The organism is Streptomyces sp. 2-1, assembly GCF_048564895.1.
In the GTDB taxonomy this organism is placed as follows: domain Bacteria; phylum Actinomycetota; class Actinomycetes; order Streptomycetales; family Streptomycetaceae; genus Streptomyces; species Streptomyces phaeochromogenes.
On the sequence record NZ_CP183383.1, the window covers coordinates 7518800 to 7534758 of the forward strand.

A 15959-nucleotide genomic window follows, 5' to 3' on the forward strand; every position below is an offset into this window, starting at 1 on the left:
TGACACCGAAACTCTACGGCGGACGCCCCGCTCACGGGCACGCTGCGGGACATGCCGGAAGAGAACAGGGGCACCACGACGCTGCCCACCCCCGAGAGGACCGGTTACGGTCCCGTCTTCGCCGTACGCGAGTTCCGTGCCGTGTTCCTCGCCCACGCCCTCTCGCTGCTCGGCGTCGTCGTCAGCGAGATCGCGCTGACCGTGCTCGTGTACGGGCTGACGGGATCGCCGCTCCTCAGCGCGCTGGTGTTCGCGCTGGGCTTCCTCCCCTATCTCGTGGGCGGCACGCTGCTGTCCGGGGTTGCCGACCGCTTTCCGCCGCGGCGGGTACTCGTCGTCTGCGACCTGGTGTGCGCCGGGTGCGCGGCACTGATGGCCCTGCCGGCCACACCCGTCGCCGCGCTGCTCGTCCTGCGGTGCGTCATCGCGGCCGTGTCACCGGTGTTCAGCGGCACACGGATGGCCACGCTGACCGACATCCTCGGCGACGGCGACCTGTTCGTGCTCGGCCGCTCCCTGCTGCGGATCGTGTCGCAGAGCGCCGTCCTCGTGGGCTTCGGCCTCGGCGGTGTCCTGCTCACCGTGGTCTCGCCGCGCGGGGCACTGGCCGTCACGCTGGGCACTTTCCTCGCCTCGGCGCTGCTCCTGCGGCTGGGCACGCGGCGCCGGTCGGCCCGGGCCGGGGGCGGGGCGCTCGTGCGGTACTCGCTCTCCGGCGCCCGGCAGGTCCTCGCCGACCGCCGGATCCGGGCGCTGCTGCTCCTCCTGTGGGTGCCGCCGATGTTCGTCGTGGCGCCCGAGGCACTGGCCGCCGCGTACGCGGACGAGGCCGGGGTCGGCACGGCCTGGATCGGGCTGCTGATGTGCGCGATGCCGGTCGGGACGATCGCGGGGGAGCTGTACGCAGGCGCCGCCCTGTCGCCCGCGGCCCGCTCCCGGATCGTGCTGCCCCTGGCGGGCGCCGGACTCCTGCCGCTCCTCCTCTACCCCTTCCATCCCGGCCTCGGCTGGATCCTGCTCGCGCTGGTGCTCGCCGGGTCGGCGGGCGCGTACACCCTCGGGCTCGACCGCTGGTTCGTGGACGCCGTGCCCGAGGAGCTGCGCGGGCGTGCCATGACCGTGCACACGGCCGGGCTGATGACGATCCAGGGCGTGGGCATGGCGCTCGCCGGTGCGGCCGCCGAGTTCTGGGCGGTCAGCACGGTCGTGGGCGGCGTCGGCGTGCTGGGGACCGTGTGTTGCGTGCTCCTGGCGGTGGAGGTGCGGCGTACGGGAGGGGCCGGAGAAGCCGAGGGGAAGGGGGCGGCCGAGTGGCCGGGAAAGGGACCGGGAAGGAGACCGGGCAAGGCCTTGGAAAAGGGGGCGAATATCGATACGCGAGACGGGGCTGACCACGATATGACCGGCCGGTAGGGTCTTTGCCGTGCCGAAGCCGCTCAGTCTTGCCTTCGATCCCATCGCCCGTGCCGACGAGCACTGGAAGCAACGCTGGGGATCCGTGCCGTCCATGGGCGCGATCACCTCCATCATGCGCGCGCACCAGATCCTCCTCGCCGAGGTCGACGCGGTCGTCAAGCCGTACGAGCTGACGTTCGCGCGCTACGAGGCCCTGGTGCTGCTCACCTTCTCCAAGGCCGGCGAGCTGCCGATGTCCAAGATCGGCGAACGGCTGATGGTGCACCCGACGTCGGTGACCAACACCGTGGACCGGCTCGCCCGCTCCGGCCTCGTCGACAAGCGCCCCAATCCCAACGACGGCCGCGGCACCCTCGCCTCCATCACCGACAAGGGCCGCGAGGTGTGCGACGCCGCCACCCGCGACCTGATGTCGATGGACTTCGGCCTCGGCGTGTACGACGCCGAGGAGTGCCGGGAGATCTTCGCGATGCTGCGTCCGCTGCGGGTGGCGGCGAACGACTTCGACGAGGAGTGACGGGGAACGGACGAGCAGGGGACCGGGGCCGTACGGGGCCGGGGGTGCCCGAAGATCGTGCGAAACCGGTGGTTACGCTCGTAGCCATGAAAAAGAGCGTGCTGACCCGCTACCGCGTCATGGCCTACGTCACCGGTGTCCTGCTGGTCCTGTTGGTCCTCGGGATGATCGGCAAGTACGTGCTCGACCTGGACGGCGCCGCGGACTTCACGCGTGTCGTCAGCGTCGCGCACGGCTGGCTGTACGTCGTCTACCTGGTCTTCGCCTTCGACCTGGGCTCCAAGGCCAAGTGGCCGGTCCCGAAGCTGCTGTGGGTGCTGCTCGCGGGCACCGTCCCCACGGCCGCCTTCTTCGTGGAGCGCAAGGTCAGCCGCGAGCTGGAGTCCAAGGTCACGGAGGACGCGGGCGCGGTCGCCAAGGCGTGATGCCGTTCTAGGCGCTCTCACTGTCCCCACCGCCACGGGTGCGATCTGTGGCGGTTTGCCGTCGACGTCTACTAGGGCGTCCTAGTAATTTTGATGGTATGGACGCTGACGCCATCGAGGAGGGCCGCCGTCGCTGGCAGGCCCGGTACGACGCCTCGCACAAGCGTGAGGCCGCCGGGGGTTTGGGGGCGAAGCCCCCAAGGGATTGGACACGCACGACGCTCTCCGGGGATGCGGTGGAGCCCGTGTACGGGCCTCGGCCCGGGGACGAGTACGACGGGTTCGAGCGGATCGGCTGGCCCGGGGAGTACCCCTTCACGCGCGGGCTCCACTCGACCGGCTACCGAGGGCGGACGTGGACCATCCGGCAGTTCGCAGGGTTCGGGAACGCCGGGCAGACCAACGAGCGGTACAAGAAGATCCTCGCCGACGGCGGGGGCGGGCTCTCCGTGGCCTTCGACATGCCCACGCTCATGGGGCGCGACTCCGACGATCCGCGCTCGCTCGGCGAGGTCGGCCACTGCGGGGTCGCGGTCGACTCCGCGGCCGACATGGAGGCCCTGTTCCAGGACATCCCGCTGGGTGACGTGACGACGTCGATGACGATCAGCGGACCTGCCGTCCCGGTCTTCTGCATGTACCTGGTGGCCGCCGAGCGGCAGGGCGTGGACCCGGCCGTACTCAACGGCACGCTCCAGACCGACATCTTCAAGGAGTACATCGCGCAGAAGGAGTGGCTCTTCCGGCCCGAGCCCCATCTGCGCCTCATCGGCGACCTGATGGAGTACTGCGCCTCGTCCATCCCCGCGTACAAGCCGCTGTCCGTCTCCGGCTACCACATCCGCGAGGCCGGCTCCACGGCCGCGCAGGAGCTGGCGTACACGCTGGCGGACGGGTTCGGGTACGTGGAGCTGGGGCTGTCGCGCGGGCTCGACGTCGACGTGTTCGCGCCCGGACTGTCGTTCTTCTTCGACGCGCACGTCGACTTCTTCGAGGAGATCGCCAAGTTCCGGGCCGCGCGGCGGATCTGGGCGCGGTGGATGCGGGACGTGTACGGGGCGCGGACCGAGAAGGCGCAGTGGCTGCGCTTCCACACGCAGACGGCGGGCGTCTCGCTGACGGCCCAGCAGCCGTACAACAACGTCGTCCGTACGGCCGTCGAGGCGCTCGCGGCGGTGCTCGGCGGCACGAACTCCCTCCACACGAACGCCCTCGACGAGACGCTCGCCCTGCCGTCCGAGCGGGCCGCGGAGATCGCCCTGCGTACGCAGCAGGTGCTCATGGAGGAGACCGGCGTCGCCAACGTCGCGGATCCGCTGGGCGGTTCCTGGTACGTCGAGCAGCTGACCGACCGGATCGAGGCGGACGCGGAGCGGATCTTCGAGCAGATCAGGGAGCGGGGGGTGCGGGCTCATCCCGACGGGGTGCATCCGATCGGGCCCGTCACGTCCGGGATTCTGCGGGGGATCGAGGACGGGTGGTTCACCGGGGAGATCGCCGAGTCGGCGTTCCGGTACCAGCGGGGTGTGGAGAAGGGGGAGAAGCGGGTTGTGGGCGTCAACGTCCACCGGGGCTCTGTCACCGGTGACTTGGAGATCCTGCGGGTCGGGCATGAGGTGGAGGGGGAGCAGGTGCGGGTGCTTGCGGGGCGGCGGGCGGGGCGCTCGGAGGCGGCTGTGCGTGCCGCTGTCGCCGCGATGCTCGCCGCCGCGCGGGACGGGTCGAACATGATCGCCCCGATGCTCGACGCGGTACGGGCCGAGGCCACCCTCGGCGAAATCTGCGACGCCCTCCGGGAGGAGTGGGGGGAGTACACGGAACCGGCGGGGTTCTAGCCGTTTTTCCTCGCCCCCGCCGCCCCTACCCATTCCCGTCCCTTACTCGGGGGCTTCGCCCCCGAACCCCCGAACCCCCGAACCCCCGAAAAGATTGCGCAGTTCCCCGCGCCCCTAAAAGGTCAAGTGTCCGAGGTGGCCGCGCCCGACAAGCCCAGGAGCAGGACCCGGGTGAAGTCGTGGACCCACGTCGGAGTGACAGGTTCGGCGCAGACCAGGGTTCGGTGGACCACCGCGCCGGCGACCATGTCGAAGATGAGGTCGACCGTGCGGGCGGCGGCCGAGGGGTCGGACTCCGGAGGGAGTTCGCCGCGGACCTGGGCCCGTCGGCGCCCTTCGACGACCAACCGCTTCTGACGGTCGACGACGGACGCCCGGATCCGCTCCCGCAGCGCGTCGTCCCGCGTCGACTCGGCGAGGACGGCCATGAGCCCGCTCTTCGCCTCGGGGCGGGCGAGGATCGCCGCGAACTGGAGGACGACGCCCTCGATGTCGGCCGAGAGGCTTCCCCGGTCGGGCAGCTCCAGCTCGTCGAAGAGCGCCGCCACCGCGTCGACCACGAGCTCGTTCTTGCCCGCCCACCGCCGGTAGAGGGTCGTTTTCGCGACCCCCGCACGCGTCGCCACGTCCCCCAGCGTCAGCTTGGACCAGCCCAGTTCGACGAGAGCCGCCCGCGTCGCCGCCAGGATCGCGGCGTCCGCGGCGGCGCTGCGGGGACGCCCGGTACGAGGGGCGGAGGTGCGGCTCTGCATGCCGGTGACCATATCCGGGGACTCTGAGTATGGGGATTCCGTGGAGCCGTGAGGGAGATCACCGAAATGCGTCTGCCGCGATTCCCCGGAGGCAGTTACGCTACGACCCGTAGCGAAAGCTCGTGCGCGAGCGACAACCGCGCGGCGCCAGGTGGGGACCCGGCGCCAGGACCGACGTTGACCAGTACTGGACCATGCAAGCGGCCGGCTTTCACAACGCTTTTCACGCAGGCGCGCGGAGGGGGGAGGATAGACGCATGCAGCCACGGAACATGTCCATGAGCGGAGTCGTCGACCTCGCCGCGGTGAAGGCGGCCCAAGAGGCCAAGGCGAAGGCGGAGCAGGCGCGTGCGGAAGCGGCGCGGCAGGGCGGCGGAGCCGTCTCCGCGGTGTCGCCGTCGAGTCTCGTCATCGACGTCGACGAGGCGGGTTTTGAGCGGGACGTCCTGCAGCGCTCCACCGAGGTGCCGGTCGTCATCGACTTCTGGGCCGAGTGGTGCGAGCCGTGCAAGCAGCTCAGCCCGCTCCTGGAGCGGCTCACCGCCGAGTACAACGGCCGGTTCGTCCTCGCCAAGATCGACGTCGACGCGAATCAGATGTTGATGCAGCAGTTCGGGATCCAGGGGATCCCGGCGGTGTTCGCGGTGGTGGCCGGTCAGGCCCTGCCGCTCTTCCAGGGCGCCGCCCCCGAGGCCCAGATCCGGGGCACCCTCGACCAGCTCGTGCAGGTCGCCGAGGAGCGCTTCGGTCTGACGGGCCTGACCGTCGACCCGGACGGCGAGCAGGGTGCGCAGGGCGGGCAGCCCGTGGAGGCCCAGGTCCCGGCCGGTCCGTACGACGCGCTGCTCGAAGCCGCCGTACAGGCCCTGGACGCGGGCGACTTCGGCGGCGCGGTGCAGGCGTACAAGAACGTACTGAGTGACGACCCGGGCAACACGGAGGCCAAGCTGGGCCTGGCCCAGGCCGAGTTGCTCCAGCGGGTGCAGGGCGCCGACCCGCAGCAGGTGCGCAAGGAGGCCGCCGACAACCCCGGTGACGTGCAGGCGCAGATCGCCGCCGCCGACCTGGACCTGGTGGGCGGCCATGTCGAGGACGCCTTCGGGCGGCTCGTCGACGCGGTGGCGCGTACAGCGGGTGACGACCGGGACGCGGCGCGCGTGCGGCTGCTCGAGCTCTTCGAGGTGGTGGGCGCCGACGACCCGCGTGTCGCCGCGGCGCGCCGGGCGCTGGCCCGGGCCCTGTTCTGACCAGTCGCTAAACGTCGGGACCCGTGGTGCCCGAGTGAAGAATTTGGCGACAGAGCGATACTGCGGCCGCGTTTTACCAAAACTTGGTAAACGCGGCCGCTGTTACTGCGAGTAAGTCATGGGCGGTGATCTGTCGGATTCCGTCCAAGGTTCGATCACTTTGTCACCACCCTTGGTGCCACCCAGAGTTGTCGGCCGATACCGACGGGTCGTTGTTCGGTTATCCGGCCGTTACTAGCCAGTAACGAACCCCCTTGTGCGGGCGGCGAGAATGCACCACGATCGGCGACGCTCGGTCCATTCCCCTTCCCCGACAGCCAATCGGGTCAGCGGGTTTCCTTGGGTCCCCACCGAGTAGGGACGGCGGCAGTGGCGCCGGCCCTTGGGCAGGGGGGTCTTCGCCGTTCGGTGGAGCCTGTCCGGCAGGTTGTGCGTGAAGTGTTCAGGCGCGACCAGTGGTTGTCGCTCGGGGGTGATCGCCGGTGATTCGGGTGCGTTCCGCGCCTCCGGGTTGGGGCGCTCTCCTTCCCGAGGACGTAGCACTTCTCCCATCCCTGCCCGGCTGAGCCGCCGTCTGGGGGCAGCCAGGGCCGGAGATGTACGTCCGAGAAGGAGGAAATATGGAGTCCCAGGTGCGTGGCGGGACCAGATGGAAGCGGTTCGCGGTAGTCATGGTGCCCAGCGTGGCCGCGACCGCCGCGATAGGTGTCGCCCTGGCTCAGGGTGCTCTCGCCGCGTCGTTCAGCGTGTCGGGTCAGTCGTTCAAGGTGACGGCGGACCGGCTCGATGGTGTTGGTTTCTCGCAGTACGGGGCCATCGACCAGGGCTACACGCTCAAGGGTGAGAAGACGGCGCACCCGGTTGCGGTGTCGGCGTTCAAGAGCGCCAAGATCACCAACATGTGCCAGTCCGTGGTCACCCCGGACATCCCGTTGATCGGTTCCGTCAGCCTGACGCTGAAGGCCGGCGGCGGCAGCACGCCGGTCGAGGCCGAGAACCTCTACATCGACGTCGAGGATCTGCAGGCCAACGCGACCTTCCGCAACATCGACATCGGTGTTGCCGCCGGAGACGCCACCAAGGGTCCCGGCATGAAGGGCGGCAAGGAGCAGGCGAACCCCTACGGTTTCGCCCAGCAGGCCGAGTCGGCCACGCTGACCGATGTGAAGCAGACGGCGTGGGCGACCACCGCCGGCACCTTCAAGCTCAGCGGCCTGAAGATGTCGCTGTCCAAGGGTGTCAAGGAGTGCTACTAGGCACTCCGTGGGCGGGTGAGGGAGCCTGCGCTGCCTCACCCGCCCGTCCCTTTTCGTAGTACGTGAAACCCTCAGCAACGCCGTTCCAGGGAGCTGTTTTCCATGAGCGCCGAGACTCCTGCCGCGCGCGGTCAATTCCACATCTGGCGGCTGCGGTTCCGTGCCTGGCGGGGCGGCCGGCCGTTCTGGGCGGGCCTGTTCATCCTGATCGCCGGATTCCCGATCGCATACCTTCCGTACGCGAATCTGCAGATCGGGCATCTCACGCTCGCCATGGCGACGACCGCGGGTGCGGGGTCCCTCATCATCGGCGTGCTCCTGGGTGTTCTCGGAATCAGCCTCTGGTACCAGAAGCACATCCGGACCTTCGCCGGTGTCGCGGCGATCCTGCTGGGCCTGGTGTCACTGCCGGTGTCCAACTTCGGAGGCTTCTTCGTCGGCTTCCTGCTGTCCCTGGTGGGCGGCGGAATGGCCGTGGCCTGGGCCCCGGGCGAGGAGCCCGCCGCGCGCCCGGCCGAGACGGACCGTACGGACAAGGGAGACGCCCCGGAGGCCGCACTGGCCAACGGTGCGAGCGAGCCGAACGATCTGTCAGGAACGAGCCCGACCAACGGGGCGAACGGGAGGCACAGTGCCGGCTGACGAGGTCCAATACGCGGGCCCCGCGGGGGAGTCCCGTGAGAGAACCGGGCCGCGGCACGCAGCCCCCAAGAAGCCGTTGTTCACCAGGTTGCACGTGCCCGCGGGCAAGGCGATAGCCATCGCGTCGATGCCGACGGCCATCCTCATGGGGATGGGCTTCACGCCGACGCTCGCCCGGGCCGAGGACAAGCCGTCGGCGAAGAATCTGACGATCGACGAGTACAAGGACTGCGTCGACGCGTTGGAGGAGGAGACCGAAGAGGCCAAGGACGACGCGTCCCCCACGCCGTCGCCCTCCGCCTCGACGAGCGCTCCCGCGGACGACGACAAGGACGAGCCGAGCGCCTCGGACCCGTCGGGTTCGGACACGCCGGGCTCGGGCTCTTCGTCGGATTCAGGTTCCGACGACAAGCCCGAACCGACGCCGTCCGCCTCGGAGTCCAAGGCGCCCGCCGAGAACACCGAGCCGACGCCGACGCCCACCCCCTCGGCGTCCGAGTCGAAGAACCCGCTCGACCCCCTGGGTCTCGGCGAGGCGATCAAGGACATCTTCACCCCCGACGAGGAGGAGACGGCGACCCCGACCCCGACTCCCTCCGCGTCGACCCCCGCGGCCGAGAAGCCCGCCGAGACGTCGACGGACAAGGCCGAGGACCCGGTCAAGGACACGGTGGAGAAGGCCGAGGACACGGTCAAGGACGTCACCGACGCGGCGACGGACGCGGCCGAGGACACCGCGGACAAGGCGGAGGAGGCGGCCGACGACGCCACCGCGTCGCCGACCCCCAGCCCGTCCGCGAGCTCCACCACCGACCCGGACGACTGCCCGGCCGCCACGGACGACGAGGGCGGTGTCGAGCAGGGCATTCCCGCCCTGGCCGACGACCCCTGGCAGCTGGAGGCCAGTTCGCTCCTGCTCAAGGGCGCCGACTACCAGGGCATCGTCAAGGTGAAGACGGCCAGCGGCAAGGTCAAGGAGGTCCTCAAGTACGTGATCTCCGACGGCACCGACATCGGCGACCTGCACCAGACGGTCACCGACAAGCAGGCCGGCAAGACCTACCACGTGCAGGCGGGCAAGGGCACCACGTCCACCATCCGCGAGGGCAAGACGGTCATGTACACGGAGAGCATCTCCGGCAACCTGCTCGGCCTGATCCCGATCACGTTCGACCCGGAGCACCCGCCGCCGCTGAACATCCCGCTGATCTACTTCACGAAGGTGAAGGTCATACAGGCCGCCCAGTTCGGCGGGACGCTGACCGTCCCGGGCATGCACCAGTTCACGACCGACTGACCAGACTGACCAGACTGACCCGGACGCGACGGACGGGCCGTACACGGCCCGCCGAGCGCCCACCGGAGCCCACATACCTCCGGGAGCCGCAAAACACGCTGAGGGCGCCCCCTGCGCGGCAGGGGGCGCCCTCAGCGGCGTACAGCGGCCGGTATGCCGGTACGGGCCGACAAGGCCGCACAAGCGGCACAGGCGCCCGTACCGGCCAACGAGCGGCCGTACGGGCGGAATCAGCCGCCCAGGTGGTGCACGCGGACCATGTTGGTGGTGCCGGGGACGCCGGGGGGCGAGCCGGCGGTCATCACGACGATGTCGCCCTCGGTGAACCGGTTGAGCTTGCGCAGCTCCTGGTCGACCAGGTCGACCATCTCGTCGGTGCTGTTCACGAACGGCACGACGTAGGACTCGACGCCCCAGCTCAGCGCGAGCTGGTTGCGGGTGCCCTCCTCCGTGGTGAAGGCCACGATCGGCTGCTCGGCGCGGTAGCGGGAGAGCCGGCGGGCCGTGTCACCGGAGTTGGTGAAGGCCACCAGGCCCTTGCCGCCCAGGAAGTCCGCGATCTCGCACGCGGCACGGGCCACCGAACCACCCTGCGTACGCGGCTTCTTGCCGGGCACCAGCGGCTGCAGGCCCTTGGAGAGCAGCTCCTGCTCGGCCGCGACGACGATCTTCGACATCGTCTTCACGGTCTCGATCGGGTACGCGCCCACGCTGGACTCGGCCGACAGCATGACCGCGTCCGCGCCGTCCAGGATCGCGTTGGCGACGTCGGACGCCTCGGCGCGCGTGGGGCGGGAGTTGGTGATCATCGACTCCATCATCTGGGTCGCCACGATCACCGGCTTGGCGTTGCGCCGGCACAGCTCCACGAGGCGCTTCTGCACCATCGGGACCTTCTCCAGCGGGTACTCGACGGCGAGGTCACCACGGGCCACCATCACACCGTCGAAGGCCGCGACGACGGCCTCCATGTTCTCCACCGCCTGGGGCTTCTCCACCTTGGCGATGACGGGGACCCGGCGGCCCTCCTCGTCCATGATCTTGTGCACGTCGTTCACGTCGTGGGCGTCGCGCACGAAGGACAGCGCCACCAGGTCGCAGCCCATCCGCAGGGCGAAGCGCAGGTCCTCGACGTCCTTCTCGGACAGCGCCGGCACGTTCACGGCCGTGCCGGGCAGGTTGATGCCCTTGTGGTCCGAGATGACACCGCCCTCGATGACGATCGTCCTGACCTGGGGGCCCTCGACGGCGACGACCCGCAGCTCGACGTTGCCGTCGTTGATCAGGACCTGGTCGCCCTTGGAGACATCGCCCGGCAGACCCTTGTACGTGGTGCCGCAGATCGACTTGTCGCCCGGGACGTCCTCGGTCGTGATGGTGAACTCGTCACCCCGCTCCAGCTCCACGGGACCCTCGGCGAAGGTCTCCAGCCGGATCTTGGGGCCCTGCAGGTCGGCGAGCACGCCGATGGCGCGGCCCGTCTCCAGGGCGGCGGCCCGGACCCGCTCGTAACGGCCCTGGTGCTCGGCATGGGAGCCGTGGCTGAAGTTGAATCGGGCCACGCTCATGCCGGCCTCGATCAGCGAGACGAGCTGCTCGTGGGAGTCGACGGCGGGGCCCAGTGTGCAGACGATTTTGGAACGGCGCATGGGGCGATCCTATCGGTTTGTTTCGCTACGGAATATTCCGTCTGGTGGAAGATACAAATGGGCGGGTACGCGCTCAGGCGTGGACCTGGCCGGCTTCCTCGGTGCTCTCTTCGAGCGGCTCGTCGGCTGCTCCCCGGCGGCTCCTCAGGCGTTCCCGTTCCTCACGAGTGCGTAGGTCTGGTCGGCGATCTCCAGTTCCTCGTCGGTCGGTACGACGGCCACCGCGACCCGCGCGCCCTCGGGCGAGATCAGGCGCGGCTCGCCGGACCGTACGGCGTTCAGCTCGTCGTCGACCGCCAGGCCCAGCGCCTGAAGGCCCGCGATCGCGGCCTCGCGCACGGGGGCGGCGTTCTCACCGACGCCCGCCGTGAAGGCCACCGCGTCGACATGGCCGAGCACCGCGTAGTACGCGCCGATGTACTTCTTGAGTCTGTGTATGTAGATGTCGAAGGCGAGCTGGGCCTGTGCGGCGTCCTCGGTGCCTTCGTCGATGCGGCGGCGGATCTCCCGCATGTCGTTGTCGCCGCACAGGCCGATCAGACCGCTCCTCTTGTTGAGAAGAGTGTCGATCTCGTCCGTGGACATCCCGCCAACACGCATCAAATGGAAGATGACCGCGGGATCCATGTCACCGGAGCGCGTACCCATCACGAGCCCCTCCAAGGGCGTCAGCCCCATGGAGGTGTCCACGCACCGGCCCTTCTCGACCGCCGACGCCGAGGCGCCGTTGCCGAGGTGCAGCACGATCACGTTCACCTCCTCCGGTGACTTGCCGAGCAACTCGGCGGTCGCGCGGGACACGTACGCGTGCGAGGTGCCGTGGAAGCCGTACCGGCGGATGCGGTACTCGTCGGCGGTCTTCACGTCGATCGCGTAGCGGGCCGCGGCCTCCGGCATCGTCGTGTGGAAGGCCGTGTCGAAGACGGCGACCTGCGGGAGGTCCGGGCGCAGGGCCTGCGCGGTACGGATTCCCGTGAGGTTGGCCGGGTTGTGCAGGGGCGCCACCGGGATGAGGCGCTCGATCTCGGCGAGGACGGCGTCGTCGATGACGGTCGGCTCGGTGAAGGTCTTGCCGCCGTGTACGACCCGGTGGCCGATCGCGGCCAGTTCGGGGGAGTCCAGACCGAGCCCGTCCTTGGCCAGCTCCTCGGCGACGGCCTTCAGGGCGGCGTCGTGGTCTGCGATCGGCCCGGTCGTCTCGCGGGTCTCGCCGGTGGCGAGGGGCGTGTGCTTCAGCCGGGAGGTCTCCTCGCCGATGCGCTCGACGAGCCCGACCGCCAGCCGGCTGCTGTCGCTCATGTCGAGCAGCTGGTACTTCACCGACGAGGAGCCGGAGTTGAGGACGAGGACGCGGGTGGCGGTCACTGGGCGGAGGCCTTCTGTGTCGGGGACGTGGAGGGGGCGGGGGCCTGCTGGGCGGCCTGGGCCTGGATCGCCGTGATGGCGACGGTGTTCACGATGTCCCCGACCAGGGCGCCGCGGGACAGGTCGTTGACCGGCTTGCGCAGGCCCTGGAGGACCGGCCCGACGGCGATCGCGCCGGCCGAACGCTGCACGGCCTTGTACGTGTTGTTGCCGGTGTTGAGGTCCGGGAAGATCAGCACGGACGCCTGTCCCGCGACCTCCGACCCCGGCAGCTTGGTGGCCGCGACGGTCGGCTCCACGGCGGCGTCGTACTGGATCGGCCCCTCGATCTTCAGGTCGTCGCGGCGCGAGCGGACCAGCTCGGTGGCCGTGCGCACCTTGTCGACGTCCGCGCCCGAGCCGGACGTGCCGGTCGAGTACGACAGCATCGCGATCCGCGGCTCGACCCCGAACTGCTCGGCGGTGGCGGCCGACTGGATGGCGATGTCGGCCAACTGCTCGGCGTTCGGGTCGGGGTTGACCGCGCAGTCGCCGTACACGAGGACCTTGTCGGCCAGGCACATGAAGAAGACCGAGGAGACGATGGAAGCGTCGGGCTTGGTCTTGATGATCTCGAAGGCCGGGCGGATGGTGGCCGCCGTGGAGTGCACGGACCCGGACACCATGCCGTCGGCGAGGCCCTCCTGGACCATCAGCGTGCCGAAGTAGTTCACGTCCGACACGACGTCGTACGCGAGCTCGACGGACACGCCCTTGTGGGCCCGGAGCTGGGCGTACTTCTCGGCGAAGCGGTCGCGCAGCTCGGAGGTCTGCGGGTCGATCAGCTGGGCGCCCCCGAGGTCGACGCCGAGGTCGGCCGCCTTCTTGCGGATCTGGTCGACCGGGCCGAGCAGCGTGAGGTCGCAGACACCGCGGCGCAGCAGCACCTCGGCGGCGTGCAGGACGCGGGCCTCGGTGCCCTCGGGCAGCACGACGCGCCGCTTGTCGGAGCGGGCCTGCTCCAGCAGCTTGTGCTCGAACATCATCGGCGTGACCCGGCCGCTGCTGGGCGCCGAGACCCGCGTCAGCAGGCCGCCGGTGTCGACGTACCGCTCGAAGAGGCCGAGGGCCCGCTCCGCCTTGCGGGGTGTCGCCGCGTTCAACTTCCCTTCCATGCCGAAGAGTTCGGACGCGGTGAGGAAGGAGCCGGTCTCGACCGCGACCACCGGGGTGCCGGGCGCGAGGCGGGCGGCGAGGGTCAGGACGAGGTCGCTCGGCCGCTCGTTCAGAGTGAGCAGGACGCCCGCGATGGGCGGGGTGCCGGCGCTGTGCGCGGCGAGGGCGCCCACCACGAGGTCGGCGCGGTCGCCGGGCGTGACGACCATGCAGCCCGGGGTCAGCGCGCCCAGGAAGTTCGGCAGCATGGCACCGCCGAAGACGAAGTTCAGCGCGTCGCGGGCGAGCCCCGAGTCGTCGCCGAGGAGCACCTTGCCGCCGAGGGCGTGGGTGATCTGGGCGACCGTCGGCGCGGAGAGCGCGGGCTCGTCCGGCAGCACGTAACACGGCACGGGGAGGCGGTTGTCGAGCCGCTCGTGTATCTCGGCGCGGTCGGCAGGGGTGACCCGGTTCACCACCATCGCGAGTACGTCGCAGCCGAGGCCGTCGTAGGCGCGGAACGCGTTGCGGGTCTCCGCGAGCACCGACTCCGAGGTCTGGTTGCGGCCGCCCACGACCGGGATCACGGCGGCGCCGAACTCGTTCGCCAGCCGGGCGTTGAGCGCGAGCTCGTCGGGGAACTGCGTGTCCGCGTAGTCCGTACCGAGCACGAGGACGACGTCGTAGTCGCGGGCCACCCGGTGGAAGCGTTCGACGAGCTGCGAGATCAGCTCGTCGGAGCCCTGCTCGGCCTGGAGCGCGGACGCCTCGTGGTAGTCCATGCCATAGACCGTCGCCGGGTCCTGGGCCAGCCGGTAGCGGGCCCGCAGCAGCTCGAAGAGACGGTCGGGCCCGTCGTGGACGAGGGGGCGGAACACCCCCACCCGGTCGACCTGGCGGGTCAGGAGCTCCATGACTCCCAGCTCGATGACCTGGCGGCCGTCTCCTCGGTCGATCCCGGTCACGTACACGCTGCGCGTCACGCGTGCTCTCCGTTTCCTCCGATAGCGGTAAAAAGACAGCCGTTATCATCGGCTGTGCCCTCTTGACAATACCTCCGGGCCTGGTTAGGACGCCCGTCACGGCAGGGGCGGACGGCGGCTCCGCCGAGGGGGAGCGGGGGCTTGAGGGGCGCGCCGAGGGCGTGCGCAGGCGCGAAGGGCGCGGACAGCGCCCCCCTGTCGCCCATGAAACAATCGGACTGGCTCTCAGGTACCACAGGAGAAACAGCCCAACAGCGAGCAGGAGACACAGCACGATGCGCATCGGAGTTCTCACCGCAGGCGGCGACTGCCCGGGGCTGAACGCAGTGATCCGGTCGGTCGTGCACCGAGCCGTCACGAACTACGGAGACGAGGTCATCGGCTTCGAGGACGGTTACGCGGGACTGCTCGAAGGCCACTACCGGGGCCTCGACCTGGACGCCGTCAGCGGCATCCTCGCCCGCGGCGGCACCATCCTCGGCTCCTCCCGCCTCCAGCGCGACCGGCTCCGCGAGGCCTGCGAGAACGCGCAGGACATGGCCCGCGAGTTCGGCATCGACGTGCTGATCCCGATCGGCGGCGAGGGCACCCTGACGGCGGCGCGCATGCTGTCGGACGCGGGCCTGCCGGTGGTCGGCGTCCCCAAGACGATCGACAACGACATCTCCTCGACGGACCGCACCTTCGGGTTCGACACCGCGGTCGGTGTCGCCACCGAGGCGATGGACCGCCTCAAGACGACCGCCGAGTCCCACCAGCGGGTGATGGTCGTCGAGGTCATGGGCCGGCACGCCGGCTGGATCGCCCTGGAGTCCGGCATGGCCGCCGGCGCCCACGGCATCTGCCTGCCCGAGCGGGCCTTCGACCCGGCCGACCTGGTCAAGATGGTCGAGGAACGCTTCGCGCGCGGCAAGAAGTTCGCCGTCATCTGTGTCGCCGAGGGCGCCCACCCCGCCGAGGGCACCATGGACTACGGCCACGGAGCGATCGACCAGTTCGGCCACGAGCGCTTCCAGGGCATCGGCACGGCGCTCGCCTACGAACTGGAGCGCCGCCTCGGCAAGGAGGCCAAGCCGGTCATCCTCGGCCACATCCAGCGCGGCGGCACACCGACCGCGTACGACCGGGTGCTGGCGACGCGCTTCGGATGGCACGCGGTCGAGGCCGCGCACCGCTCCGACTTCGGCCGGATGACCGCGCTGCGCGGCACGGACGTGGTGATGGTCCCGCTGGCGGAGGCGACCACCGAACTCAAGACGGTCCCGAAGGACCGGATGGACGAGGCGGAGTCGGTCTTCTAGAGGGCCGGTTGTTCGGGGCGGGCTTCGGCGGGGAGGTCCGGGCGGTCGCAGCTGACCTGCCCGGGCGGTCGTTGCGGGGCTGCCCGGACGGTCCTTTCGGGTCTGCCCGGATGGTCGTCATGGGTTTGCCGGGCGGTCCT

The 15959-nt window shown here is 70.0% G+C and carries 13 protein-coding genes; 9 read left to right on the forward strand and 4 right to left on the reverse strand.

Annotated elements, in window-relative coordinates:
* The first annotated feature begins 51 nt into the window (after positions 1 to 51).
* From ACN20J_RS33225 to ACN20J_RS33240, 4 genes are all read left to right on the forward strand, one after another.
* On the forward strand, positions 52 to 1413 hold the full coding sequence (locus ACN20J_RS33225; RefSeq protein ID WP_419667423.1) for an MFS transporter: 1362 nt from the start codon (positions 52 to 54) through the stop codon (positions 1411 to 1413).
* 10 nt (positions 1414 to 1423) lie between these two features.
* Entirely contained in the window at positions 1424 to 1933 is a 510-nt protein-coding gene (locus ACN20J_RS33230; protein ID WP_189845566.1) for a MarR family winged helix-turn-helix transcriptional regulator, read from the forward strand.
* A gap of 86 nt (positions 1934 to 2019) precedes the next feature.
* Positions 2020 to 2358: a DUF3817 domain-containing protein gene (locus ACN20J_RS33235; protein WP_189845567.1), complete on the forward strand. Its 339-nt coding sequence runs from the start codon at positions 2020 to 2022 to the stop codon at positions 2356 to 2358.
* Positions 2359 to 2456: 98 nt separating this feature from the next.
* Complete coding sequence (locus tag ACN20J_RS33240) at positions 2457 to 4193, forward strand: acyl-CoA mutase large subunit family protein (protein ID WP_419667424.1); 1737 nt, start codon at positions 2457 to 2459, stop codon at positions 4191 to 4193.
* Between the two features lie 122 nt (positions 4194 to 4315).
* Here ACN20J_RS33240 and ACN20J_RS33245 read toward each other — a convergent pair whose 3' ends face one another.
* The gene (locus ACN20J_RS33245) at positions 4316 to 4945 is read right to left on the reverse strand and encodes a TetR/AcrR family transcriptional regulator (protein ID WP_189845569.1); all 630 of its coding nucleotides are present in this window, start codon (positions 4943 to 4945) and stop codon (positions 4316 to 4318) included.
* A 257-nt stretch (positions 4946 to 5202) separates the two neighbouring features.
* Here ACN20J_RS33245 and ACN20J_RS33250 point away from each other — a divergent pair, with 257 nt between their 5' ends.
* From ACN20J_RS33250 to ACN20J_RS33265, 4 genes are all read left to right on the forward strand, one after another.
* Positions 5203 to 6192, forward strand: coding sequence for a tetratricopeptide repeat protein (locus ACN20J_RS33250; RefSeq protein WP_269646846.1), 990 nt, complete (start codon positions 5203 to 5205; stop codon positions 6190 to 6192).
* Between the two features lie 620 nt (positions 6193 to 6812).
* The gene (locus tag ACN20J_RS33255) at positions 6813 to 7448 is read left to right on the forward strand and encodes a DUF6230 family protein (protein WP_055614527.1); all 636 of its coding nucleotides are present in this window, start codon (positions 6813 to 6815) and stop codon (positions 7446 to 7448) included.
* 102 nt (positions 7449 to 7550) lie between these two features.
* Entirely contained in the window at positions 7551 to 8090 is a 540-nt protein-coding gene (locus ACN20J_RS33260; protein WP_055614528.1) for a DUF6114 domain-containing protein, read from the forward strand.
* Positions 8080 to 9387, forward strand: a complete 1308-nt coding sequence (locus tag ACN20J_RS33265) for a hypothetical protein (RefSeq protein ID WP_419667425.1) — start codon at positions 8080 to 8082, stop codon at positions 9385 to 9387. The genes ACN20J_RS33260 and ACN20J_RS33265 overlap by 11 nt, the downstream gene beginning before the upstream one ends.
* A gap of 230 nt (positions 9388 to 9617) precedes the next feature.
* Here ACN20J_RS33265 and pyk read toward each other — a convergent pair whose 3' ends face one another.
* From pyk to pta, 3 genes are all read right to left on the reverse strand, one after another.
* Positions 9618 to 11036 (reverse strand): pyruvate kinase, encoded by a 1419-nt coding sequence (gene pyk / locus ACN20J_RS33270; protein ID WP_189845572.1) that lies wholly within the window; start codon positions 11034 to 11036, stop codon positions 9618 to 9620.
* A 144-nt stretch (positions 11037 to 11180) separates the two neighbouring features.
* Positions 11181 to 12401, reverse strand: coding sequence for an acetate kinase (locus ACN20J_RS33275; RefSeq protein ID WP_361922187.1), 1221 nt, complete (start codon positions 12399 to 12401; stop codon positions 11181 to 11183).
* Positions 12398 to 14518, reverse strand: coding sequence for a phosphate acetyltransferase (gene pta / locus ACN20J_RS33280; protein WP_419667426.1), 2121 nt, complete (start codon positions 14516 to 14518; stop codon positions 12398 to 12400). Before pta ends, ACN20J_RS33275 begins: the two co-directional genes overlap by 4 nt.
* Positions 14519 to 14793: 275 nt before the next feature.
* Between pta and ACN20J_RS33285 the strand changes: the two genes are divergently transcribed.
* Positions 14794 to 15819 (forward strand): ATP-dependent 6-phosphofructokinase, encoded by a 1026-nt coding sequence (locus tag ACN20J_RS33285; RefSeq protein ID WP_189845575.1) that lies wholly within the window; start codon positions 14794 to 14796, stop codon positions 15817 to 15819.
* Positions 15820 to 15959: the final 140 nt, after the last annotated feature.